Here is a 14,959-nt window from a genome sequence, read left to right as displayed (position 1 = left end):
GTCCGCGATTGCGCTATGGTTCATGGATGGCTGTAGCAACACCGCCGACCGGACAGTCGGCCTCGCGTGGACGGATCGACAAGCGGCAGGCGATCCTGGACGCGGCGTTCGTCGTCTTCGCTCGCCGCGGGTACGCGCAGGCGGGCGTGCAGGAGATCGCCGAGGTCGCCGGTGTCGCCAAACCGACCATCTACAACCACCTCAACGACAAGGAAACGCTGTTCCGGCACACGCTGGCCGCCGTGAGCGATGCGGTGCTGGCCGAGAATCTGGCGGTGGTCGAACGCTTGCGCAATCCTGGTGAGGATCTGCGCGCCACCCTGGAAGATGTGGCGTACCGACTGATCCGGTCCTGCTGTACCGAGCAGTCCCGGTCGCTGCGCTGGCTCACCTACGGTCAGGTCGCGCAGTTTCCCGACCTGATGGACGTCGTGGTGAGCCGGACCTCTGATCAGCTCGGCGACGCGCTCGCGGATCGGCTGGCGCGCTTGTCGCTGTCGGGTCACCTGCGCGCGAGCGATCCGGCGATCGCCGCCGAACAGTTCCTCGTGCTGATCACCGGCCCGATGGAGGGCCGCACCCGCCTGGGCACCCGCAAGGTCTCCACCGCCGAGATGCACGCGGTCGCCACCGCGGCCGTCGACACCTTCCTGCGCGCCTATGGGACACCGGAGAACTCGTGAGCCACCAACCTTTTCGATTCGGCCTCGTCACCGTTTCCCCCGCCGACCCGAAGGCATGGACCTCGACCGCGCGATGGGCCGAGGACACCGGGATCTCGGCGTTGCTGCTGCCCGACCTGCCCGCACCGGTGCCCGCGCCACTGACCGCGCTCGCCTACGCCGCCGCGGCGACGACCACGCTCGGGGTCGGAACGTGGGTGCTGGCCAACGACTTCCGCAATCCGTTCGTTGTCGCCCGTGAAGCCGCCACCCTGGACCTGGTGTCGGGTGGCCGCTTCCAGCTCGGGCTCGGCGCCGGTCAAACCGCCATCGGCTACGGCGAACTCGGGATCGCGGCCGAGTCCGACCGGATTCGGTTCGAGCGCCTCGCCGAGTCGGTGGGCATCGTCAACGCACTGTTTCGTGGTGAGCGGGTCGAGGTGACCGGCGCCCACTACGCGAACACCGGAACGACCCTGGTTCCCCCACCGCCGCGGAAGGTGCCGCTACTGCTCGCCGCGGGCGGGCGTCGGGCGACCGAACTCGCCGCGGCCGAAGCCGACACCGTCGCGTTCAGCACCTTCTCCCGCGAACAGCTCACCCGTCAGGTCGAGTGGCTCGAGAGTGCGGCGGGCCCACGGCTTTCCGACATCGAACGGGCACTGCGCTTCAGCACCCCGACGAGCACCATCGGTCCGCCGATCCCCGATGACGCCCCGAACCTGCTCACCGGATCGCCCGCGCAGGCGGCCGACCAGCTGCGCCGTCTTCGCGACGAGTTCGGAATCTCCTACATCGTTCTCGACGACGACGCAGCGCGCGAGCTGGCGCCCGTGGTGAGCCTGCTGTCAGGTACCTGAGCTCCCGTCGACGAGGTCGGTGCCGGGGATGGCGGCCAGCAGCTGACGGGTGTATTCGTGGGCCGGTTCGTCGAAAAGCTGCTCGGTGGTGCCGATCTCGACAATGCGGCCCTGTCGCATGACAGCGACCCGATGGGCGATCTGGCGCACCACCGCCAGATCGTGCGAGATGAACAGGTAGGCCACGCCGGTGTCGGCTTGCAGCTCGGCGAACAGGTCGAGGATCTGCGCCTGCACCGAGACGTCCAGCGCCGAGACCGGTTCGTCACAGACCACCAGCTCCGGCGACAGGGCCAGCGCCCTGGCGATCGCGACCCGCTGACGCTGTCCGCCGGACAGTTCCGCGGGCCTGCGTCCCAGCGTCGACGCGGGAAGCGCGACCCGGTCGAGCAATTCGCGCGCCCGCGCCGCTCGCGAGGCGCGGTCACCGACGCCGAAGACCCGCAGCGGCTCGCTGATCACATCCTGGATCGAGAACCGCGGATCCAGTGACTCGTACGGATTCTGATAGATCACCTGGGCGCGGCGCCGCAGCTCCCGCAATCGCGCGCCTTTGCTGGCCGTCACATCGTCGCCGTCGAACACGACGCGCCCCGACGTCGGTGGGGCAAGGCGCAGAATCATTCTGGCCGTGGTGGACTTGCCCGACCCCGACTCCCCCACCAGTGCCAGGGTCTCCCCTCGGTGCAGCGAGAAGCTCACACCGTCGACGGCACGGACGATCTTCGCGCGGATCTTCGCGCGTGGCAGCGGGAACTCCTTCACCAAGTTCTCGACCGCGAGCAACGGTTCGGTGCCCGGCCGACATGGCCGGGCCCGGACACCGGCACGTCCGGGCACGCTGCGCAACAGCTGCTGGGTGTACGGATCGCGCGGGTTGTCGAGTATCTCGCGGGTCGGCCCGCTCTCCACGATCCGGCCCCGCGACATCACCGCGATCCGCTGGGCCCGGTCGGCGGCGACGCCGAGGTCATGGGTCACCAGAAGCACTGCGGTGCCCAGGGTTTCGGTCAGGCTCGTGATGTGGTCGAGGATGCGTCGCTGCACGGTGACGTCCAGCGCGCTGGTCGGCTCGTCGGCGATGATCAGCGCCGGGTTCGCGGCGATGGCGATCGCGATGAGCGCCCGCTGGCGCATGCCGCCGGAGAGTTCGTGCGGATACTGTCCGGCACGGGTCTTGGCGTCGGGCATCCCGGCCCGCTCGAGCAGGTCCACCACTGCCTCCGGCGCCGAGCGCCGGGTCGCCAGGCCGTGGATGAGCAGGACCTCGGCGACCTGTGTGCCGATGCGCTGCACCGGATTCAGCGAGACACCCGGGTCCTGCGGGATCAAGCCGATCTGCGCCCCACGAATCGCGCGCAACTCCCTGTCTCCCGCTCTGGCCAGGTCCCTGCTGCCGAACTGGATCCGTCCCGCGTCGATGTGCCCCGCGGCCGGTAGCAACCCGGTGATGGCATGCGCGGTCGAGCTCTTGCCCGAGCCGGATTCACCGACCAGCGCGACGATCTCGCCCGGCGCGATGTCCAGGTCGACCGCCCCTACCGCGCGCACCCGCCCGGTGCTGGTGCGGTAGGAGATCGACAGGCCACGCACTTCCAGCAGATTCCCGGTCATCGTCGATTCGCCCACTCTCCATCGAGTGCCCGCGCGATCCGGTTGGTCGCGAGCACGACGAACGCCACCATGAGGCCCGACATCGTCGAGATCCACCACGCGTTGGCGAGATAGTTCCGGCCGCTCGAGATGAGCGAGCCCCACTCCGGCGCCGGTGGCACCGCGCCGTAACCGAGAAAGCTCAACGACGACACCGCCAGCACGGCGGTTCCGAGATCCAAGGTGGCCAGCACGACCACCGGGCCGATGGCGTTCGGCAGGACGTGCCGGCCGAGCACCGTGTACCAGCGCGCCCCCGACGACCACGCGGCCTCGACGAACACCGCCTGCCGTAATCGCAGCACCTCCGCGCGCATCACCCGGGCGAAGCCGGCCACGCTGGCCACGCCCACCGCGATCGCCACCTTCACGGTGCCGTAGCCGAGCGCGGTCACCAGCGCCAACGACAGGAACAGCGACGGAATCGACAGCAGCACATCGGCGAAGCGCATCAGCACGTCGTCGACCCAGCGGCCGACGAACCCGGCGATCAGGCCCATCGCGCCCCCGACGACGAACGCGACAGCCACCGCGATCACCGTCGCCTGCAACGACAGCGCGGTGCCGTGCACGACGCGGGTGAACATGTCGCGGCCGAGTTCGTCGGTGCCGAACCAGTGCTGTCCGCTGGGCGGCGCGAAGATCTCCGACGGGACGCCGAGCAGCGGATCGCGGGCGGTGAACAGCGTCGGCCACACCGCGGCCAGCACCACCAGCACGAGCGTCACCACCGAGAGCACCAGACCCGGCCGGTACAGCAGGAACCGCGGCAGTCTGCGCCAGTCGAAACCCGTGCGGTACTCGTCGTCGTCGAACTCGTCGACGACGGTTCGGAGGACGGCCGCCTCGGTCAGCACGGTGTCGGTCACGCGCAACTCCTCGGGCGCGCGACCACGATCCGTGGGTCGAGCACCGGGTAGATCAGGTCGACGATGAGGTTCACCACGACGAAGACGAACGCGCCGAACACCACAACGCCCTGCACGAGCGGAATGTCCTGCACGCTCACCGCGCCCGCCATGACTCGCCCGAGTCCGTTGCGCGAGAACACCGTCTCGATCACCACCGCGCTGGCCACCAGCTGTCCGACGAGCAGTCCGACGATGGTGAGCGCGGGCAGCGACGCGCTACGCAGCGCGTGCCGCAGATGGACCCGGATTCGGCTGGCGCCCTTGGCCCGAGCGGTTTGCACGAACGGCGCGTCCAGGGTGGTCAGCAGGCTCTTCGCCAGTACCTGCGCGATCAGCGCGCCGGTCGGGATGGCCAGCGTGATCGCGGGCAGTACCAACCCGGCCAGCCCGGCGTTGCCGAACGCGGGGAACAGCCGGATCCGAAACGACAGCAGCTGCACCAGCATCAGGCCCGCCCAGAAGGACGGAATCGAGATCGCCAGCGGCGGCAGCGACAGCAAAACCTGCCGCAGCCAGCGCCGCGAGGTGTAGGTGGCCGCCACGGCGAGCCCGCCGCCGAACAGCACGGCGAGCGCCAGCGCCGCTGCCGTGAGCTGCAGCGTCGGCGGTAGCGCCGCGGCGATCGTGCCGGTCACCGACCGGCCCGTGGCCACCGAATCACCGAAGTCGCCGACCAGCGCCCGGCCCAGATAGTCGAGGTACTGCACCACGATGGGCTTGTCGAAGCCGTACTGTGCCCGCAGTGCGGCGAGCTCGGCCGGGTCCACCGGCGAGGAGTTCAGTCCGCCGCCCGCCATCGCCGACACCGGGTCGCCGGGCAGGAATTCGAGCACGAAGAACGACACCGTGTACGCCGCCCACAGCACCCCGACCGCCTGGGCGAGACGGCGTAACACGTACCGTCCCATGCCGGTTCAGCTCCGCCAGGTGTCGTGCAGCCGGGTCCGGCTCGACGACTCGAAGGTCAGGCCGTGCACGGTCGGTGCCGCCGCGAGCACGGTCTCGAGTTCCACCACCGGGATCACATACGCATTGCGCACGACCAGCTGCTGGGCCTGCTCCACGAGGGGCGCGCGCTTGGCCGGATCGGCCTCGGCCGCCTGGGCGGTGAGCAGCCCGTCGAGCTCGCTCGGCGGCAGCCGGTAGGCGTTGACCTGCTGGGTCGAGTACAGCGTGCGCAGGCAATCGGGATCGGCCCGGCTCAGGTCGCCGCCCCACAGTCCGTCGAAGTCACCGGAACCGAGCAGCGCCGGGAACTGGGTGACCTGCAGCTCCTGCAGCTGCAACTCCACCCCGACCACCTTGAGCTGCTGCTGCACCAGTTCCAGCGCCGCGCGGGTGTTCTGGGAGTTGTTGAACCACACCACGGTCAAGCTCAGCCGGGTGTTGTCCTTGCGCCGGATACCGTCACCGCCCACCTGCCAGCCGGCCGCGTCGAGCAGCGACTTGGACCGGGCGACATCCAGGGCCAGATCCGCCGACAGATCGGTGTAGCCGGGAGTCGTGTGCGAGAGGATGCCTGTAGCGGGCACGGTCCCGCTGGCGAAGACCGCCTCCACGATCTGACGCCGGTCGACCGCGGACTGGATCGCCTTGCGCACCTGCACATCCCGCAGGATCGGCCGGGAGTTGTTGAGGCCGAGGTTGAACACCGCGCCCGGGTGCGATCGCGTCAGCAGGGAAATGCCCGACGCCTTCAACCCCGCTTCGTCGGCGCGGCCGAGACCGGTGGCGACATCGAGCTGGCCGGACTGCACACTGCCGGCGCGAACCCCCGATTCGGGGATGACGGTGAACTCGATGGAGTCGAGGTAGGCCTCGCCCTGCTTGGTCCACAACGGCGAGCCCCACCCGTAGCCGACCCGCTTGCTGATCGTGATCGACTGGTTGGGCACGTATTTCGACAGCACGAAGGGACCGGAGCCGATCACACCGTCGCTGCAGCGCTGCTGGGGCGTCTTCGCGGCATCGGCCGTCGAGATCAGGCCGAGCGCGGCGGTCGAGGTCGCCTGCAGGAACTGCGCGTTGGGCTGTTCGAAGGTGATCTTGGCGGTGTGCTCGTCGACGACCTCGGTGCCGACGTAGCCGGTGATATAGCCCTTGGACAGGATGGCGAGCGCGCCCAGCTTCGGGATCGCGTCGAAGTTCGCCTTCACCACCTGCGCGTTCAGCGGGGTGCCGTCGCTGAAGGTGACGTCGGGCCGCAGCCGGAAGGTGAACGACCTGGCGTCAGGGCTCACCTCCCAGCTCTGTGCCAGCCACGGCACCGGCTTGCCGGTGGTGGGATCCTGGTCGGTCAGCGAATCGACCGTCTCGCGCAGCGAATACAGGGTGTCGCTGCTGCCCACCTGCTGCGGATCGACACAGCCCGCGTCGGAGGCGACCGAGAACTTCAGCGTGCCGCCGGATCTCGGTGGACCGGCATCGCCGCCTTGCTCACCACCGGTGCCACAGGCACCGGTGAACAGGGTGACCACCGCCGCCGATGCCACGGCACAGCGAATCGACTTCGAACGCACAACACTGCTCACGCAAGAATTCCTCTGTCTACTGCCCGGATTCACGTGGGACTCACGGCGGGCGACACGACGAAACATTTCACACCTTGAAATACCCGGTCAACAATTCGGATCACCTCGCTCGGAATACATCGTGGCACCGAATAGTGCGGTACGCCATCGGGCGGTATGGGGCACCGTGCTAGCTTCGCATCGTGTCGATTACCGAACGGCGCGCCGCGCGATGGGTTGTCGCCCGGCAGAGAAAGGACCGACGTGACCGCTGTACATGACAATCTGCTCGCCACGATCGAAGCGGAGCGGGCGATCTTCCGAACGTTCTACAAATTCTTCCGGATCGCCGACACACAGGAGAGCGAACGGTTCAGCGAGTGCTTCACCCCCGACGCGCTGATCGAGTACCGGATCATGCCCGGCCCGCCGGTGCTGTTCCACGGTCGTGACGAGTTCACCGATCACATGAGCCGGGTGCCCAAGTCGCAACGCTCCCTGGTCGCCCATGTCATCGGGCAGGCCACCATCGAGTGGAACGGCGACAAACCCCTGCTCACCGCCTATGCGACCGTGTGGCACTGGTTCTCCAGCACCGCCGCCACCGATGTGGGCCGACCGGCTGACTGGGTGGTCATCGGGCTGGTTCAGGACGAGTTCGAGCAGTACGAGGGTGAATGGCTCATCTCGCACCGGGATGTCCGGCATGTCGCGGGCCGGGTCGCCGCGGGCCACGGCCCGGGCTGAATATCACGGTTACCCACCGCCGGGGATCGGGCCGGACTCGGCGACGAGTCCGGCCCGATCTCGCGTACACAGGACTTCACCCGCAATGGTTCGACGAATTGTTCGGAGACATCGGTGACAATCTGTTCCGGCGACTTGGGAAACAATTCAGTCTGTCGATTTCCGACGCCATGATCGAAATGTCACCGATGTCCCCACAACACTTGCGCGACCGTCCAGGCGATATTCGAACCCTGCGGGCGTGACAGTCGAAACCTACGGTCGAACCGCAGGGTTTCCGACGCGATCTTGTGACCTCTGAATATCGCGTGCAATGGTGATTCCAGCCCGGCCGGAGAAACACGGTGGTCGCGGTTTTCCCGGAGTCCGCTCCGGTACGTGTACGGAACGAGAGGTGTCACAGCGATGTCAGAAGTCCTGGACCTGGTCGAACAGGTCGAGCAGCTCACCGAACGACTCGAGACGCTCGAGGCCGTCCGCGCGCTCAACACCTTGCGCCACGACCTACCCCGCTACATCAACGAGGGCAGATGGGACCAGGTCGGCGAACTGTTCAGTGCCGACGCCTATCTCGACTACCGCCATCTGGGCCAAGCCGACGGTCGAGCCGCCATCCAGGCGTACTTCGCCGGGCTGCCGCAGCTCATCGAAGACAACAGCCCGGCGGGTCAGGTGCTGGTCAAGCAGTTCCTGCACGGGCACGACGTGGAGATCCTCGGCGATCGGGCCACCGGAGTGTCGTTCTTCGAGGAGAAGGTCGTCTTCGACACCGAAAGTTCTTTCGTGGCAGGCAAGTTCACCGACGAGTACGTCCGTGAGGGCGGCCGGTGGCGGTTCGCCCGGATCGCCCTCGACCTGTACTGGGTCATCCCGTACTCGCGCGGCTGGCAGCAGTAGCCGACGTTCGACAACAGAGAGGCTCGTCATGCTCCAGAAGAACACGACCAAGCGCATCGGGTACTGGCTGCTGCACCTGCACCAGCAGTTCGACGTCGCCACCGGCGCGCTGCTGCGCGAGCAGAAGCTCACCCGCCGGGACTGGCAGATCCTGCACGCCCTGCAGATCGGTCTGGGCAGCGTCGCCGAACTCGACGCGGCGTTCGAGCCGTTCCTGGTCTCCGACGGCGCCCAGACCTACCAGCCGATCGTCGACGACTTCGTCGGCCGCGGCTGGGTCGAGATCTCCGGCGCGACGCTGCGACTCACCGCCGCGGGCGAGACGGCGCACGAGCGCGCCGAAGCTCTGGTGAACGCCCACGCCGACGAATCGCTGCGTGGCATCACCGAGGAGGAATTCCTCGCCGCGAACGCGGTCCTGGCCAAGATCGCCGACAACATCGCCACCGAATGAGCTCGCGAGGAGCGTCATGACTTCCCTGTACGACCGACCGTTCCGCTTCGGTCTCTGCCTGTTCACCCCGTCCACCAGGGCCGAATGGATCGCCAAGGTACGCAAGGCCGAGGAACTGGGCTACGACGTCATCTCGGTGTCGGACCACCTCGGCATGCCCGCCCCGATCCCGACCCTGCTGCTGGCCGCCGAGGCGACCGAGCGGATCCGCATCGGCACGCTGGTGTTCAACACCGCCTTCTACCATCCGACGGTGCTGGCCCGCGACCTCGCCACGGTCGACCGGTACTCCGGCGGCCGGGTGGAACTCGGGCTGGGCGCCGGCTACGACCGCGCGCAGTTCGACGCGGCCGGAATCCCGTTTCCCACTGCGGGCGAACGGGTTTCTCAGCTCGAGCGCACGGTCGCCGAGTTCCGCAAGCCCAAATCCGAGCTCGACCAGTACGCCCGGTTCGAACAGCCCGGCGGCCCGCCGATCCTGATCGCCGGTCGCGGGGCACGGGTCCTGCGACTGGCGGCCGCCCACGCCGACATCATCGCCTTCACCGGCACCACCGAGGTCCGCGACGGCGACGGGCTGAAGCTGGGCGGCATCACCGAGGTCACCGACCGGATCGACTACGTGCGCGGGCTGCTCGGCGACCGGATCGACCAGGTGGAGTTCAACATTCCCATCCACAAGGTGCTGCCCAAGGGCGCCACCGACGGCGTGACCGATGTCTGGCAGAACCGGCTCGACCTCACGCCCGACGAGCTCGCCGAGCTGCCGTCGCTGCTGTTCGGCACCCCCGAGGAGAACGCCGACACCCTGCGTGAACGGCGCAAGACCCTCGGCCTGACCTACTACACCGTGCTCGAACCCGAGATGGAGGCCTTCGCCCCGATCATCCAGGCGCTCCGATAACGGGGCAGCACCACGTCTTTCGCACGCGGAGGAGACCGATATGACCGAACGAACCACGGTGGACACCGGTACCGGGTACGGCCGCAAGGCCCCGTCCTACGACGCACGCCTGACCGAGGTCGGCCCCGGCACACCGATGGGCGAGGCGCTGCGGCGGTACTGGCACCCGATCGCCACCTCAGCCACCCTCACCGCCGAAGCACCCCATCGCACCCGCGTCCTCGGCGAGGATCTGGTCGTCTTCCGGGACGGAAGCGGCCGCGCGGGGGTGGTTTTCGAGCGTTGCGCACACCGTGGGGCCAGTCTGTTCTTCGGCCGGATCGAGGACGACGGGCTGCGCTGTGGCTATCACGGCTGGAAATACGATGTGCAGGGGCGTTGCCTGGAGCAGGCCTGCGAACCCGATCGTGGCAAGCGCCGCGATGCCGCGCGTCAGCCGTGGTACCCGGTCGAGGAACGCTACGGGCTGGTGTTCGTCTACATGGGCCCGCCCGACCGCAAGCCCGTGCTGCCACGCTACGACGTGCTCGAGGACCTCGCCGAGGGTGAGCAGTACTTCGCCGAATGGCCGTTCCCCGGACTTTCGGTCACCGGCGCCGAGCAGGATTTCCACTGGCTGCTGATCTACGAGAACACGATCGACCCGGTGCACATCAACTGGCTGCACTCCCAGCACAGCGGCTACCAGTTCCTCGGCACCGGCACCACCGGCTTCCCCGAGGACTTCTTCGACCCGTACACCCTGCCGGGCCGGGTCAGCTACGACCGCACCGACTTCGGGGCGAAGTACGGTGTCCGGTTCCTGGACAAGGAGCGCGACGGGGTGCGGACCGAGCGGGTCTGGGGCGCCGAGTTGCACCTGCCCAATGCCACGGTGCTGCCGGACTGGGTCGAACTGACCCCGGATACCAAGGCCGACATGGTGATCTGGGCGGTCCCGATCGATGACACCCGCCATCGCGCGTTCTTCTCCATCCGCGCGAGCGATCCCGCACGCGTGCAACGGTTCCTGTTCGGCATCACCCAGGACGGCAAGAACTCCTGGGAGCTGACCGATCAAGAACGTCAGCGCTTCCCCGGTGACGGCGAGGTGATGACCTCGCAGGGTCCGATCGCACTGCATTCGGAGGAGACCTTGGCGACGACGGACCGTGGTGTGGTGCTGCTGCGCCGGTTGCTGCGGACGATGATCGACGACGTGGAGGCGGGCCGTGATCCGCAGGGGGTGAGTCTGATCGAGGAGCCGGTGCGGCACACCCAGGCTGGTCTGTTCACCCTCGCCACGGCCGCCGCGGACGAGACCGTGGCAGCGGTGCCTGCGGCCGGTGTCTGACCGGGATACCCCGTGACCTGGATCGATGCGGTGGTCCATGCCCGCACCCTGGCGACTCCCGAGATCGCGGTGTTCGAACTCACCCCGGTCGACGGCACCGAGTTCCCCTCCTACACAGCGGGATCCCACGTCGACGTGCACCTGGGTTCGGGCCTGGTCCGCCAGTATTCACTGTGCGGACCGCCCGAGCCGGGCCGATACCGCCTGGCGGTGTTGAACGTCGCGAACTCGCGGGGCGGGTCGCGGGCGATGCACGCGCTCACAGTGGGCGAACCGGTGCGGATCTCTCCCCCGCGCAACCACTTTCCGCTCGCCGACACGAACAGCCATGTACTGATCGCGGGCGGCATCGGAATCACACCGCTGCTGGCCATGCTGACTCACCTCGAGCAGACCGAGGCCGACTACGTTCTGCACTACAGTGCTCGAACCCGCTCTCGCGCGGCCTTTCTCGACGAGCTGTCCGCGAATCCCCGCGTCCGGTTCCATTTCGACGACGAAGACCCGAGCCTACTGCTCGACATCACCCGCGATCTGGGCGATCCGAGACCGGACACCGCGGTCTACGTCTGCGGGCCGGACGGCTTCATGGACTACGTCGTAGGCAAAGCCGAAGCCCTCGGCTGGCCGCGCACAGCACTGCACACCGAACGATTCGGCACCGCCCTCACCGCGCCGACCGAGTCGCAAGAGGCCGGATTCACCGTCCGCCTGGCCTCCACCGGCGCCGAATACCTCGTCGGCGACGACCACAGCGTGCTGGATGTCCTGTTGGACAACGGTGTCGACGCGCCCTTCTCGTGCCAGCAGGGCATCTGTGGGGAATGCGTCGTGCGGGTACTGGCCGGCGAACCCGACCATCGCGACGACGTCCTCACCGACGCCGAACGCGCCGACGGCATGTTCACCACGTGCTCGTCACGATCCCACTCCCCCGTCCTCGAGGTGGACCTCTGAGTGCGGTCGGCCGAGTCTGGGCATGAAGCTCGAAAATGAGTGGCGGCAAACGGTTCTGGAGGGCAAGGCCGCCTGTGTGGTGAGCAGCGCTGGCACCGGCCGCGTCGCGATTCCGTTGATCGAGCAGCACGGCGTCCATGTTCCGAAAATGTTTTGGCGCAATGCTTTCAGCTCGCATGAAAGCATCCAGAGCGATCGTGTGAGCACGACGCGATGCCGCCGCACGCCGGACCTCGACCCAGTAACGACTACAGAGCGTGCTCCGTAGCCCTCATAGTCCACGGCCTCTACAGCACACCCGCGATCGCGTGCTGAGAACACCAAACCCCGAGTCATGACAGAAGCTGACGCAGATCGCTAGCCTCGTTGTCATGGCTTCCGAATCTCGCGTGTGGGCGATGACGACGACATTGCCGACCGAACAGGACGCGCACTCGATCGCGGAAAGCGTGGTCGGAGAACGTCTTGCCGCTGGGTCCGAGATCGTCAAGCAGGACAGCGTGTTTTGGCATCTCGGGAAAGTCGGCACCGGCCCGGAGTGGAGGTTGACCTTCCGTGTCGCCGCGGCCGGTCGGGACCGTCTCGCCGAGCGCATCGCGGAGCTGCATCCGTGGAGTCGGCCCGAGATCAGCGCGACCCCGGTTCCCTGGACGACCGAGGAATACGCCCAGTGGGTCGAAAGCCCCACAGTGTCGCAGGAATAGGGCCCCGCTCTGCGGTCAGTTCGGTCCCGGCCCGTACCTTGGGGCATCCGAATTGGGCATAGTCCATGCAGGGACCTAGTTTGGTCCGAGCAAACTTTACCGGCAATCCGGCAACTACGATGGAGAGTCTTGAAACACGGGCCTTTTCCTCCAGAGCCACCGACGGCGCTGACCGACGCCGATGCGATCAGGAGCAATGACTGGTCAGCTTTTTCAGCGCTGACCCACATGGAGGATCATTTCACCGTCAAACCGTGGCCCGGCGGGTTCTCCGCGTACTACTGGTATTTGACGTTCGAGGACGTCGAGCTGATTTCATCGGCTCGACAATGCCAGCAAAGCTTGAGTTCATTCGGCCTACATCCGGTCTCGCTATCGTCGCTTCACATGACGCTGTGCCGGGTTGGTGCCGCCGATTCGATCAGCGACGCCGCCATCGAGGTAGTCACCTCCAGTGCCGCCGAAGCGCTTGAACGCGTCGACAGCTTCGAGATCGAGGTCGGGCCTCTGGCCGGTTCCTCGGGAGCGGTCCGCTTCTCGGTGACGCCCTGGTCCTCGATCTGGCAGCTCGCCACGATTCTGCGTTCTCTCCCTGTGAACGCCGCTGCGGGCACCGCGTCAAAACCCCTCTCCGACTTCCGCCCCCACATAGGGATCGCCTACAGCAATCGGCGTCAGGAGATCGCGCCCATCCTCGAGCGAGTCTCACAGTTACGCGACATCGTTCCCGTCCCGATCGCGGTCACACAGGTCAAGCTCGTCCGCCTTTGGCGATCCCAGGATTCCTACGAATGGGACGACGTTGCCACTATCGCCCTTCGATAGGGCGAGCGCCCTCGGAGACAACGCTCGCCGAGGATGTCCAGTCCTCGAGCTCGCTCAGGTAGGTACCAACGACGCGACGATCGATTGTATCGACGACGTCGGCGAGTTCGTGAGCACGCTGCCAGACCGAGCGGATCGGTTGGCCGTGAGAGGTTGCCAGCGCTTGCCGTGCCAGTGACATCGCGTGTTCGGTGTCGGGGCCCTTCTGCTTGACCAGAGCTGTTGCGACGTCGAGCCGAACGAGGGCTTGACTCCATACTGAGTCCGACGTGTCCACCAACTCGGCCACCGACTGACCGTATTCGAGGGTCTTGCTGTGGTCTCCCGCAGACAAGTGCGCTGTCGCTGCGTTGGCCATCAGCCTTGGGACGCTGTAAGACTCGAACGACAGTGCCGGCGTCAACCCATGCGACGTGCCCGTGTTGTCGCTGAGGTTCATCGCCGCCTCGATCGCTTTGTGCACGCCGACAGAATCGCCGAGCTTGCCCAAGGCACGCGCGAGACCGTTGGCGTACAGCCGGATCGCTTGTCCGCTCGAACCGGCAACCCGCAATCCTTCTTGCGCAGCGTCGACGGCGCGCGCATAGTCGCCCTGATAGTAGGAGCAGAAGCTCTGTGTCCCTTTGACCCACGCGATCAGCTCCACGTCTCGCGTGAACTCTGCGAGGCCGAGAGCTTCCTCGCCGTACATCCTCGCGTGCTGAAAACGTCCTAGGTTGACAGCCATGTATGCCAGCGCGCCCGACATCTGGCCCGCGAAGCGATACAACCGCGCCAGATGCATCGGTTGCCTGCACTGGTCGAGCAAAACGTCGACTTGCCGACGAAGAGCGAGAACCTCGGGCGCGAGAAGCGTCGGTCCTTCCGCTTCGTATCGGGCGAGGATGTCTCCGAATGCCACCTCGATCACATCGAGCACGCCGTCGTCGACACCTTTGGCCCGTAACAGCCGCATACGTTCAATGATCAGGGAAGGTCGTTCGAAGGACGCTTCCACCTCACCGCGGACCGGTGGTATAGCTGTGGTCGCGGGAGAGCTACTTCGCGGTGATCGTCGGAATTCCTCCGCGACACCATGGCGTCGCGCTTCCTTCGAGTGTCGCGCTCTCCAAGCGGTTTCGCCTTCGGCGACGATCTGCTCGAATCGTTCGCGGTCGTCTCGCGTTGTACGTTTCGTGTAGGTGGTGTCGAGGATCTCCTGCTTTTCGGAGCGGGGTTTGACCGCGCTCAGGCCCGACCGCCAGTTGTTGATCGTGGTGGTCTCGACGCCGAGCATCGCGGCGAACTGGCGGATCGGCTGTCTCATCGTCTCTTGCAGCGCGGCAGCTTCGAAGCCGGTCCATTCCCGCCCTCGTATCATGCGGCCCCCTACTTCCAGCTCCTGAACTGGGAAATGCCTACGGTACGCCCACGCTACGCCACCACTGTGCGGTTCCTGCCAATGCTGTTGACGGGCAACGATTGAAACCAGAACCCGCTTCGGAAAATCCGTGGCGAAACCGCCGAACGCGTGCACCTCGTTGTTTTGGAAGCGTCACCAGG

Annotated in this window: 16 protein-coding genes; 11 read left to right on the top strand and 5 right to left on the bottom strand. The window is 66.7% G+C overall.

All coding sequences use genetic code 11. The features are described from left to right. The first annotated feature begins 26 nt into the window (after nt 1–26). On the top strand, nt 27–683 hold the full coding sequence (locus ACFQ9R_RS28895) for a TetR/AcrR family transcriptional regulator (RefSeq protein ID WP_378994926.1): 657 nt from the start codon (nt 27–29) through the stop codon (nt 681–683). Further along, entirely contained in the window at nt 680–1,522 is an 843-nt protein-coding gene (locus ACFQ9R_RS28890) for an LLM class flavin-dependent oxidoreductase (protein ID WP_378994924.1), read from the top strand. The genes ACFQ9R_RS28895 and ACFQ9R_RS28890 overlap by 4 nt, the downstream gene beginning before the upstream one ends. On the opposite strand, the gene ACFQ9R_RS28885 is transcribed toward ACFQ9R_RS28890, so the two are convergent. The 4 genes from ACFQ9R_RS28885 to ACFQ9R_RS28870 all read right to left on the bottom strand — a co-directional run bounded on the left by ACFQ9R_RS28885 (nt 1,511) and on the right by ACFQ9R_RS28870 (nt 6,617). Continuing rightward, nucleotides 1,511–3,136 (bottom strand): dipeptide ABC transporter ATP-binding protein, encoded by a 1,626-nt coding sequence (locus ACFQ9R_RS28885; RefSeq protein ID WP_378994922.1) that lies wholly within the window; start codon nt 3,134–3,136, stop codon nt 1,511–1,513. The two genes, ACFQ9R_RS28890 and ACFQ9R_RS28885, sit on opposite strands and share 12 nt — an antisense overlap. Then, nucleotides 3,133–3,948, bottom strand: coding sequence for an ABC transporter permease (locus tag ACFQ9R_RS28880; RefSeq protein WP_327153393.1), 816 nt, complete (start codon nt 3,946–3,948; stop codon nt 3,133–3,135). Before ACFQ9R_RS28880 ends, ACFQ9R_RS28885 begins: the two co-directional genes overlap by 4 nt. Before the next feature lie 92 nt (nt 3,949–4,040). Continuing rightward, nucleotides 4,041–4,994 carry an ABC transporter permease gene (locus tag ACFQ9R_RS28875; protein WP_378994918.1) on the bottom strand — a complete coding sequence of 318 codons (954 nt, stop codon included), beginning with the start codon at nt 4,992–4,994 and terminating at the stop codon, nt 4,041–4,043. Nucleotides 4,995–5,000: 6 nt separating this feature from the next. After that, nucleotides 5,001–6,617, bottom strand: a complete 1,617-nt coding sequence (locus ACFQ9R_RS28870) for an ABC transporter substrate-binding protein (RefSeq protein WP_378994915.1) — start codon at nt 6,615–6,617, stop codon at nt 5,001–5,003. Between the two features lie 243 nt (nt 6,618–6,860). Between ACFQ9R_RS28870 and ACFQ9R_RS28865 the strand changes: the two genes are divergently transcribed. The 9 genes from ACFQ9R_RS28865 to ACFQ9R_RS28825 all read left to right on the top strand — a co-directional run bounded on the left by ACFQ9R_RS28865 (nt 6,861) and on the right by ACFQ9R_RS28825 (nt 13,417). Next, the gene (locus ACFQ9R_RS28865) at nt 6,861–7,343 is read left to right on the top strand and encodes a nuclear transport factor 2 family protein (RefSeq protein ID WP_301907190.1); all 483 of its coding nucleotides are present in this window, start codon (nt 6,861–6,863) and stop codon (nt 7,341–7,343) included. Between the two features lie 405 nt (nt 7,344–7,748). Next, nucleotides 7,749–8,240 (top strand): nuclear transport factor 2 family protein, encoded by a 492-nt coding sequence (locus tag ACFQ9R_RS28860; protein ID WP_301907189.1) that lies wholly within the window; start codon nt 7,749–7,751, stop codon nt 8,238–8,240. Nucleotides 8,241–8,268: 28 nt separating this feature from the next. Then, the gene (locus ACFQ9R_RS28855; RefSeq protein ID WP_378994913.1) at nt 8,269–8,694 is read left to right on the top strand and encodes a MarR family winged helix-turn-helix transcriptional regulator; all 426 of its coding nucleotides are present in this window, start codon (nt 8,269–8,271) and stop codon (nt 8,692–8,694) included. 16 nt (nt 8,695–8,710) lie between these two features. Then, a complete protein-coding gene (locus tag ACFQ9R_RS28850) occupies nt 8,711–9,598 on the top strand; it encodes a TIGR03621 family F420-dependent LLM class oxidoreductase (RefSeq protein ID WP_328662537.1) in 888 nt (295 codons plus the stop codon). A 40-nt stretch (nt 9,599–9,638) separates the two neighbouring features. Further along, a complete protein-coding gene (locus ACFQ9R_RS28845) occupies nt 9,639–10,931 on the top strand; it encodes a Rieske 2Fe-2S domain-containing protein (RefSeq protein ID WP_378994911.1) in 1,293 nt (430 codons plus the stop codon). 12 nt (nt 10,932–10,943) lie between these two features. Further along, entirely contained in the window at nt 10,944–11,888 is a 945-nt protein-coding gene (locus ACFQ9R_RS28840) for a PDR/VanB family oxidoreductase (RefSeq protein ID WP_378994909.1), read from the top strand. 22 nt (nt 11,889–11,910) lie between these two features. Continuing rightward, entirely contained in the window at nt 11,911–12,156 is a 246-nt protein-coding gene (locus tag ACFQ9R_RS28835) for a hypothetical protein (RefSeq protein WP_378994907.1), read from the top strand. Nucleotides 12,157–12,259: 103 nt separating this feature from the next. Then, the gene (cutA, locus tag ACFQ9R_RS28830) at nt 12,260–12,592 is read left to right on the top strand and encodes a divalent-cation tolerance protein CutA (RefSeq protein WP_378994905.1); all 333 of its coding nucleotides are present in this window, start codon (nt 12,260–12,262) and stop codon (nt 12,590–12,592) included. Between the two features lie 129 nt (nt 12,593–12,721). Beyond that, nucleotides 12,722–13,417 carry a 2'-5' RNA ligase family protein gene (locus ACFQ9R_RS28825; protein WP_378994903.1) on the top strand — a complete coding sequence of 232 codons (696 nt, stop codon included), beginning with the start codon at nt 12,722–12,724 and terminating at the stop codon, nt 13,415–13,417. On the opposite strand, the gene ACFQ9R_RS28820 is transcribed toward ACFQ9R_RS28825, so the two are convergent. Next, entirely contained in the window at nt 13,401–14,933 is a 1,533-nt protein-coding gene (locus tag ACFQ9R_RS28820) for a hypothetical protein (protein WP_378994901.1), read from the bottom strand. The two genes, ACFQ9R_RS28825 and ACFQ9R_RS28820, sit on opposite strands and share 17 nt — an antisense overlap. Nucleotides 14,934–14,959 lie beyond the last annotated feature (26 nt).

Source organism: Nocardia sp. NPDC056541 (assembly GCF_042794235.1).
In the GTDB taxonomy this organism is placed as follows: Bacteria; Actinomycetota; Actinomycetes; order Mycobacteriales; family Mycobacteriaceae; genus Nocardia.
This window is presented reverse-complemented; position numbering and strand designations above follow the sequence as displayed.

Excerpts from the sequence above, each read along its gene's own strand:
- ACFQ9R_RS28895 (WP_378994926.1), top strand. The coding sequence starts at position 27 with ATGGCTGTAGCAACACCGCCGACCGGACAGTCGGCCTCGCGTGGACGG.
- ACFQ9R_RS28885 (WP_378994922.1), bottom strand. The coding sequence starts at position 3,136 with ATGACCGGGAATCTGCTGGAAGTGCGTGGCCTGTCGATCTCCTACCGC.
- ACFQ9R_RS28875 (WP_378994918.1), bottom strand. The coding sequence starts at position 4,994 with ATGGGACGGTACGTGTTACGCCGTCTCGCCCAGGCGGTCGGGGTGCTG.
- ACFQ9R_RS28860 (WP_301907189.1), top strand. The coding sequence starts at position 7,749 with ATGTCAGAAGTCCTGGACCTGGTCGAACAGGTCGAGCAGCTCACCGAA.
- ACFQ9R_RS28855 (WP_378994913.1), top strand. The coding sequence starts at position 8,269 with ATGCTCCAGAAGAACACGACCAAGCGCATCGGGTACTGGCTGCTGCAC.
- ACFQ9R_RS28850 (WP_328662537.1), top strand. The coding sequence starts at position 8,711 with ATGACTTCCCTGTACGACCGACCGTTCCGCTTCGGTCTCTGCCTGTTC.
- ACFQ9R_RS28845 (WP_378994911.1), top strand. The coding sequence starts at position 9,639 with ATGACCGAACGAACCACGGTGGACACCGGTACCGGGTACGGCCGCAAG.
- ACFQ9R_RS28835 (WP_378994907.1), top strand. The coding sequence starts at position 11,911 with ATGAAGCTCGAAAATGAGTGGCGGCAAACGGTTCTGGAGGGCAAGGCC.
- cutA (WP_378994905.1), top strand. The coding sequence starts at position 12,260 with ATGGCTTCCGAATCTCGCGTGTGGGCGATGACGACGACATTGCCGACC.